General features: G+C 59.5%; 11 protein-coding genes. 7 read left to right on the forward strand and 4 right to left on the reverse strand.

The window, feature by feature from the left end; all coding sequences use genetic code 11:
• Positions 1-775, reverse strand: a 775-nt coding sequence (gene galU / locus D6877_RS02665) for a UTP--glucose-1-phosphate uridylyltransferase GalU (protein ID WP_130909758.1), incomplete at its 3' end; no start/stop codon positions are given.
• A gap of 258 nt (positions 776-1,033) precedes the next feature.
• On the opposite strand from galU, the gene D6877_RS02670 reads away from it, so the two are divergent.
• Together D6877_RS02670 and D6877_RS02675 are read left to right on the forward strand one after the other, a co-directional pair.
• Positions 1,034-1,219, forward strand: coding sequence for a hypothetical protein (locus tag D6877_RS02670; RefSeq protein ID WP_016774922.1), 186 nt, complete (start codon positions 1,034-1,036; stop codon positions 1,217-1,219).
• 140 nt (positions 1,220-1,359) lie between these two features.
• Complete coding sequence (locus D6877_RS02675; RefSeq protein ID WP_130909748.1) at positions 1,360-1,647, forward strand: hypothetical protein; 288 nt, start codon at positions 1,360-1,362, stop codon at positions 1,645-1,647.
• 2 nt (positions 1,648-1,649) lie between these two features.
• Here the strand turns inward: D6877_RS02675 and D6877_RS02680 are convergent, their stop codons facing one another.
• The gene (locus D6877_RS02680; RefSeq protein WP_130909749.1) at positions 1,650-1,880 is read right to left on the reverse strand and encodes a hypothetical protein; all 231 of its coding nucleotides are present in this window, start codon (positions 1,878-1,880) and stop codon (positions 1,650-1,652) included.
• 72 nt (positions 1,881-1,952) lie between these two features.
• Complete coding sequence (locus D6877_RS02685) at positions 1,953-2,309, reverse strand: hypothetical protein (RefSeq protein ID WP_130909750.1); 357 nt, start codon at positions 2,307-2,309, stop codon at positions 1,953-1,955.
• Between the two features lie 211 nt (positions 2,310-2,520).
• On the opposite strand from D6877_RS02685, the gene D6877_RS02690 reads away from it, so the two are divergent.
• The 4 genes from D6877_RS02690 (at position 2,521) to ada (ending at position 4,843) form a co-directional block, all read left to right on the forward strand.
• Complete coding sequence (locus tag D6877_RS02690; protein ID WP_007912251.1) at positions 2,521-2,823, forward strand: DUF1883 domain-containing protein; 303 nt, start codon at positions 2,521-2,523, stop codon at positions 2,821-2,823.
• A gap of 34 nt (positions 2,824-2,857) precedes the next feature.
• Entirely contained in the window at positions 2,858-3,022 is a 165-nt protein-coding gene (locus D6877_RS29290) for a hypothetical protein (RefSeq protein ID WP_178083620.1), read from the forward strand.
• A 7-nt stretch (positions 3,023-3,029) separates the two neighbouring features.
• On the forward strand, positions 3,030-3,701 hold the full coding sequence (gene alkB / locus D6877_RS02695; protein ID WP_130909751.1) for a DNA oxidative demethylase AlkB: 672 nt from the start codon (positions 3,030-3,032) through the stop codon (positions 3,699-3,701).
• Between the two features lie 80 nt (positions 3,702-3,781).
• Positions 3,782-4,843 (forward strand): bifunctional DNA-binding transcriptional regulator/O6-methylguanine-DNA methyltransferase Ada, encoded by a 1,062-nt coding sequence (ada, locus tag D6877_RS02700; RefSeq protein WP_130909752.1) that lies wholly within the window; start codon positions 3,782-3,784, stop codon positions 4,841-4,843.
• On the opposite strand, the gene D6877_RS02705 is transcribed toward ada, so the two are convergent.
• On the reverse strand, positions 4,833-5,816 hold the full coding sequence (locus D6877_RS02705; protein ID WP_130909753.1) for an MDR family oxidoreductase: 984 nt from the start codon (positions 5,814-5,816) through the stop codon (positions 4,833-4,835). The genes ada and D6877_RS02705 overlap by 11 nt on opposite strands.
• A 185-nt stretch (positions 5,817-6,001) precedes the next feature.
• On the opposite strand from D6877_RS02705, the gene D6877_RS02710 reads away from it, so the two are divergent.
• On the forward strand, positions 6,002-7,932 hold a 1,931-nt coding region (locus D6877_RS02710), incomplete at its 3' end, for an autotransporter (RefSeq protein ID WP_130909759.1).

Consider the following 7,932-nt stretch of genomic DNA (forward strand, 5'->3'; position numbering starts at 1 on the left):
CAGCGCCACCGCAGTCGAAACGCTTGCCCTTGAACTTGTAGGCCATCACGCAGCCGTTCTGGGCTTGCTTCATCAGGGCGTCGGTGATCTGGATTTCGCCGCCCTTGCCTGGCTCGGTCTGCTCGATCAGGTCGAAGATGTCCGGGGTCAGGATGTAACGACCGATGATGGCCAGGTTCGACGGCGCGTCTTCCGGCTTTGGCTTCTCGACCATGCTGTGTACGCGATAGATGTCGTCGCGGATCATTTCGCCGGCGATTACGCCGTACTTGTTGGTTTCCTGCGGATCGACTTCCTGAATGGCGACGATCGAGCAGCGGAACTGCTTGTACAGCTTGACCATCTGGGTCAGCACGCCGTCGCCGTCGATGTTGACGCACAGGTCGTCCGCCAGGACCACGGCGAACGGTTCGTCACCGATCAGCGGGCGGCCAGTCAGGATGGCGTGGCCCAGACCTTTCATTTCGGTCTGACGGGTGTAGGAGAACGAGCACTCGTCCAACAGCTTGCGGATACCGACCAGGTACTTTTCCTTGTCGGTGCCCTTGATCTGGTTTTCCAGCTCGTAACTGATGTCGAAGTGGTCTTCCAGAGCACGCTTGCCACGGCCGGTGACGATGGAGATTTCTGTCAGGCCCGCGTCCAGTGCTTCTTCAACGCCGTACTGGATCAGTGGCTTGTTTACCACCGGCAGCATTTCTTTAGGCATGGCTTTGGTCGCTGGGAGGAAGCGAGTGCCGTAACCGGCTGCTGGAAACAAGCATTTCTTGATCATATAAGTCCTTGAAAAGGCTGTGTGTACGAGTTTCGGGGCAGTCTAATCAGGCGGCACGCGCCTTACAATGCCCCGCGCTGGCTAACCGATGCCAACATAGAGAAATATTCGCGCGGATAGTTCCATCCGGGTATTTGCGCAGCAAAGTCAGCGTAGCTCAAGATCCGTGGAAACTGGATCACCATACGCTTATCAGCCCCTAATGCGAGCATTTGCCGCTATCATGGCGCCTTTGAACCAGCGAACGAGAAAGACCAGATGGCTGCGGTAAAAATCATCAACGGGTATGTGATCGACAAGAAAGACGGCAAGTGGACGCTGACCACCACCAACGGCGAACATATCGCCGGACCTTTCGACAGCGAGCAGATGGCGACGGATGTGGCCTCGGTGTTCACCGATACGCCTGCTTCTTCCAAGCGCCGTGGCAAGGATCAGGACTGACCCTGTCGCCACACGCTCCAAGCCCTGCCAGGACGCAGGGCTTTTTTGTGCCTTGTTGGCAAACGAGTGGCCAATCGCTATAACCTTTTCATCGCGCTGCTGTCAGAACATCCAGTCCCCCACTTGAAGACCACGCAACCATGAACCTGAACAAACTGCATCCGATTTTCGCGGTGTTGGTACTGAGCGGCTGTGCCACCTCGCAGCCGACCTTTCTGAACAATGGCGAACAAGGCCTGAGCATAGACTGTTCAGGCGAGGCCAACTCCTGGGCGATGTGCTACGAGAAGGCAGATGCCTCCTGCGCCGGCACCGGTTATCGCATTGTCGGCACTGACGGCACACCGGCACCTGCGGAAGACGACAAAACCCTGGGCGTCGACGTCGGCAATTACAAAACCCGCAACGTCGTGGTTGTCTGCAAGTAAGCCTACATGTGGATTTCGGCGAACTTGATTCCGAGGCCACGGACGACCTCGATCAGATCGTCGAGCCGACTGAAGGACTCGACTTCATCATTGTCATCCACCAAAAAGTAGCTGCGCCCTGCACTCTTCTTGAAAAACACGATCCATTCACCGGAATTTGCCGGGTTCTGGATGACATGGGTGGCAGAGATAAGGCCCTCTGCATGGCGCTCCCGCACGTGCTCTCGCTTCATCGCGACTCCATAAATGACAATGCCGCCACAGCAGGACTGTGACGGCATCGGGTGCTGATGTCCGGTAGTCTATCAGCCGGAAATACAGGCGTTCGCGGCTTTCTGTACATCGTGAGGGCGAACCGGCACGTTAGACATACGCTCATGCAGCTTGATGCTGCTGCCACCGGCGCGATCCTCGATATCAAACACTGCTGCAGGACCTGACGAAAGTTTGCCGGGGACGATCACTCGTACACCGTCCTTCTGCGGCTGAACCTGCAACGCGCCGCGACTGTCGGCGAGTTTTTCAGTCAGGCACTGCGCGTATTCCTGAGGCTTTTTGCCAGAGATAACGCTCATGGTCGGCAGGGTTTCATTGATTTCGGAAACATTTGCGCAACCGGCCATTGCCAGAATCAACGGCACACACACCACACCCCACTTCATATAAATCCTCCGTTAAAGACCGTCCGACAGCACAAATGCCGCTTTTCTCCGGGGCCTTGTGCATTTAACCCGCCGGCCATGGCGAAGTTCTGTTCAAAATTTGTCAAAGCAACGCCCGACGGCCAGATAATAACCCGTGCGGGCTGATAAACTGCGCCCATCGACAAGCTATCGTTTTGATTTAGTAGAAAAAGCCCTTCTGGAGGCGCCCATGAAATTCATTCACCAGCGCGAGCACCTCAACGAAGACGACATCGTCGTCATTCAATGCTCGCAGATGTGCAACATCCGTTTGATGAACGACGCCAACTTCCGCAGCTTCAAAAACGGCGGTCGTCACACCTACCACGGCGGCGCGTTCGACACCTTCCCAGCACGCATAACGGCGCCGAGCACCGGCTTCTGGAACATCACCATCGACACCGTCAACCGCCGTGCAATCAGCGTGACGCGCAAGCCGACCCTGACCCATTCGATCAAGATCATCCGTCGCTCCAGCACTAAACTGAGCTGATACGCGCAGCCTATTCTGAAAGGAAACCACTACCGTGGCGCAAAAAATCAAATACGTGATCAAGTACAAACTGGACGGTGCACAGCGTTTCGAATTCGCTGAACTGGAAACCGGCACTGACGAGGAAGCGAAAGCGGCGCTGAAGAAAATGCACGCTGACGAAGAACTCAGTGACATCAAGGTCAGCAAAGCGCTGTAACCGAATCATGCAACCAACCACGTTTGACCTGTTCGCCGACAACGAGCCCGTTCAGCAACCCCGCGTCGAGCAGATCGGCGAGCAATCGTGGGTGCTGCGCGGATTCGCCTTGTCTCGGGTCGAGCAACTGCTGACGGCGCTCGAAACCGTTCTCGCCGCCGCCCCGCTACGCCACATGGTCACGCCCGGCGGTTTCAGCATGTCGGTCGGCACCAGCAGTTGCGGACAGCTGGGCTGGATCACCGATCGCAGCGGTTACCGCTATTCCAGCGTCGACCCACTCAGCGGCTTGCCGTGGCCGTCGATGCCGACGGTATTTGCCGAACTGGCACACCAAGCGGCTGAGCGTGCCGGCTTTCCGGATTTTCAGGCCGACTCCTGCCTGATCAACCAATACGTCCCCGGCGCCAAGATGTCGTTGCATCAGGACAAGGACGAAAAGGGTTATGCCGCGCCCATCGTTTCGTTGTCGCTGGGTTTGCCGGCAATGTTTCTGTTTGGCGGTTTCGAACGCAGCGACAAGAGCCAGCGCATCCCGCTGTTGCACGGCGACATGGTGGTCTGGGGTGGTGTGGATCGCCTGCGCTATCACGGCGTGCTGCCAATCAAACCCGGCCATCACCCGCTCTTGGGCGAACGGCGCATCAACATCACCTTCCGCGTTGCTGGCGATCAGTAAAAGTTTGACCGCAAGGCGCGGAGTGTCGCGGGTTACGATGCTGGTTAACCTGACTCAAACAGGTCAACGGATTCCCTCTCATGGACACGCTTTCGAACACCATCAGTATTGAAGACGATCCCCGCTGGGCCGCCGTGGTTGCTCGCGACCCAAGTGCCGACGGACAATTTGTCTACGCGGTGAAAACCACCGGCGTCTATTGCCGACCGAGCAGCCTTGCGCGTCTGCCGAAACCGCAGAACGTCATATTTTTCGAAACCGCCGAACTGGCCGAAGCTGCCGGATATCGGCCGAGCAAACGGGCCAGCAAGGACCAGAATGACGCGCAACATGCGGCGATCATCGCAGCAGCCTGCCGGCAGATCGAAGCGTCCGAGACATTGCCCGCGCTCGACAGCCTCGCCGCCAGCGCCGGTCTTAGCCCTTTCCATTTTCATCGAGTATTCAAAGCCGCGACTGGCCTTACGCCCAAGGCTTACGCCACGGCGCATCGTTCACGCAAACTGCGTGCGCGTCTGGCGGATGGCGGCTCGGTGACCGACGCGCTGTATGACGCTGGCTTCAACTCCAACAGCCGTTTTTACGAATCAGCCGATCAACTGCTGGGCATGAAGCCCACCGACTACCGCGCCGCCGGGCAGAACAACGACATCCGCTTTGCCGTTGGCCAATGCTCGCTGGGGGCGATTCTGGTGGCGCAAAGCGAACGGGGGATCTGCGCAATTCTGCTCGGCGACGATCCGCATCAACTGGTCTGCGATCTGCAGGATCAGTTTCGCAAGGCCAATCTGATCGGCGCCGACCGCGAATTTGAACAGTTGATCGCCAGCGTCGTCGGTTTTGTCGAAGCGCCCGCGACAGGCCTGAACTTGCCGCTGGATATACGCGGCACAGCGTTTCAGGAGCGCGTCTGGCAGGCGCTGCGCGAGATACCCGCAGGCAGCACCGCCAGTTACGCCGAGATCGCGCAACGCATCGGCGCGCCGACTTCGATGCGTGCGGTGGCCCAGGCTTGCGGGGCCAACCGCCTGGCGGTGGCGATTCCCTGCCACCGCGTGGTGCGCAGCGATGGCAACCTTTCCGGCTACCGCTGGGGCGTCGAACGCAAACGCCAGTTGCTTGAGCGCGAACTCAACGATTGACGTCGACCACCACCCTGCCCCGCAGTTTCCCGGCGAGCAGTTTGGGCGCAGCCTCAAGCGCTTCGCTCAAACTGATTTCCTGACTGATCAATTGCAATAACGAGAAATCCAGATCCTTGGCCAGCCGGTTCCACGCCTCGATACGACGCGCCTTGGGCTGGGTCACACTGTTGATCCCCGCCAACGTCACGCCGCGCAGAATAAATGGTGCTACCGAGGCCGGAAAGTCCATGCCTTGCGCCAACCCGCATGCCGCGACCACGCCTTCCGAGCGAGTGCTGGCGCAAGCGTTGGCCAATGTATGGCTGCCGACCGAATCGACCACCGCCGCCCAACGCTCCTTCGCCAACGGCTTGCCCGGTTCGGACAAGGTGGCTCGATCGATAATTTCGGCAGCGCCCAGTCGCTGCAGGTATTCATGCTCGGACACCCGGCCCGTGGACGCCACCACGCGGTATCCCAACTTGCTGAGCAAAGCGATGGCAAAGCTACCGACTCCGCCATTGGCGCCAGTGACCAGCACTTCGCCCTGACCAGGGGTCACGCCATGGCGCTCCAGCGCCAGAATGCACAGCATCGCCGTGTAGCCCGCAGTGCCAATGGCCATGGCTTGCGCAGGGGTGAAAGCTTCGGGCAGTGGAATCAGCCAGTCACCGTTGAGCCGGGCCTTTTGCGCCAGTCCGCCCCAGTGGCTTTCCCCGACGCCCCAACCGTTGAGCAGCACCCGATCGCCCGCCTTGAAATCCGCATGGAAACTGGACTCGACAGTTCCCGCCAGATCGATCCCCGGCACCATGGGAAACTTGCGTACCACCGGGCTGCTGCCGGTGATCGCCAGGCCATCCTTGAAATTCAGCGTGCTGTACGCGACGTTCACGCTGACGTCGCCCTCGGGCAGTTGCTGCTCATCGATTTGCTGCAGATTGGCGCGATAACCGCTGTCGTCTTTGTCGATCAGAATGGCGTTGAACATGACGGCCTCTCGAAGATGATTTGTAAAAGCATGCCTTGAAATAGCACATCGCAACACATTGCCACACTCGACTTTGCGCTGACTGCTCGATCAGCCGGGTAAATCCACGGCGGGCGGCTATGCTTTTTCGACGGTTGTGTTTTCCCGGTCTTGCCTTGCAAACCGGTCTGTCGATGGAGCTGACGATGCCTTTCCTGCGCGCTTTACCCTGGTTGCTGATGTTATGTCTGCTGACACTTGGCAACGCCTGGGCAGCCGCCCCAGCGGCAAAGCCGGACGCGGCGCCAAGCGAGCCGAACTGGCCGCAGGTGATCAACAGCGGCAAGAGCAAACTGACGGTGTATCAGCCGCAGCTCGACAGCTGGGATGGCTATACGCTCAATGCCCGCGCGGCTGTCGAAGCCACGGCTGCCGATGGCAAGTCCACCTACGGCATCGTCCAGTTCAGCGCTCACACCCTCGTCGATAAAGCCACCCGCTGGGTCGCGCTCGATCAGTACAACATCATCAAGGCCGATTTCCCCGCCGATGCCAAACAGGCCGACACGTGGCTAGCCGTCCTGGAAAAAGATGCCGAGAGCCGCAAGAAAACCATTTCACTGGATCAGCTGGAAGCAGCGGTTGGCGTGCTCAACGCTGAACAGAAAGCCGACAGCGCGCCCTTGGAAAACACACCGCCGACCATCATCAGCTCCGACAGCCCGGCAATCCTCGTGTACATCGACGGCGAAGCGGCTTACCGGCCGGTGGAAGGCACCGAGCTGCAACGGGTGATCAACACGCGCCCATTGCTGCTCAAGGACGTCCAGGGCAAACACTACCTGCACGTATTCGACGGCTGGATGGTCGCGGATCAAGTGGACGGCAACTACACGCGCCTCGCTGCACCGCCGCCCGAACTGGAAAAAGCCAAACAGGCGGCGATAAAGAGTCGCCAGGTGGATTTGCTCACCGGACAAAGCGATCCGAAGGACAAGATTCCCAGCCTGGCCAAGCCTCCGCAGCCAAAGATCTTCATCGCCACCACGCCAACGGAACTGTTGGTCACCGACGGCGCCGCGCAATGGCAACCGATTCAGGGCACCAGCCTGTTGTACGTGAGCAACACCACCGGGCACATCTTCAAGGAAATCGGCGATCAGAACAGTTATGTACTGATCTCCGGGCGCTGGTTCCGCGCCAGCGACATGAGCGGGCCATGGACCTTTGTCCCGGCAGACAAACTGCCGGCCGACTTTGCCAATATTCCTGACGACAGCGCCAAAGAGAACGTCAAGGCCTCGGTAGCCGGCACGCCACAGGCACAGGAGGCGGCCATTGCCGCGACCATCCCGCAGACCTCGGCGATCAAGAAGAGCGCGGTGAAGATGACGGCGCCGCAATTTGACGGCGAGCCGCAGCTCAAAGCGATCAGCAATACGCCGCTGCAATACGTGGTCAACAGCGCCACTCCGATTATTCGAGTCGACAACGACAGTTGGTGGGCGGTGGAGAACGGCATCTGGTTCAGCGCCACCTCGCTGAACGGGCCGTGGAGCGTGGCAACTTCAGTGCCAGCGGTGATTTATTCGATTCCGCCCAGCTCGCCAATGCACTACCTCACGTACGTGAAGGTTTACGAATCCAGCGGCGATACCGTGGTGGTCGGCTACACACCGGGCTATCAAGGCTCGACGCTGGACCCGGCGACTGGCGTTGTGGTGTACGGCACCGGTTATCCGTATACGCCGTGGGTCGGTAGCGTCTGGTACGGGCCGCCGGTGACCTATGGTTTCGGCGTCGCGATTCGTTACACGCCGTGGACTGGCTGGACCTTCGGCTTCGGATTCGGCTGGAGCTGGGGCGGCAACACCGTCGCCATGGGCTGGGGCTGGGGCGCCTATCCGTGGTGGGGAAATTACGGCTGGGGCTACGCGTGGGGTCCGCGTCTGTACCCGGCGCCGCTGGCCTGGGGTGGCGCCGCTTACGGTTATCGCGGCGGCGCCGTGGCATGGGGCCCGGGTGGCTGGGCCGGAACCACCGGCAATCTTTATCATCAGTGGGGTGATCGTGCGACGGTCAGCCGTTATGGAGCCGGCCACAACGCCTGGACCGGCAATCGCTGGGCCGGCCAGGT

The sequence above is a fragment of the Pseudomonas sp. Sample_9 genome (genome assembly GCF_004307535.1).
In the GTDB taxonomy this organism is placed as follows: Bacteria; Pseudomonadota; Gammaproteobacteria; order Pseudomonadales; family Pseudomonadaceae; genus Aquipseudomonas; species Aquipseudomonas mercuritolerans.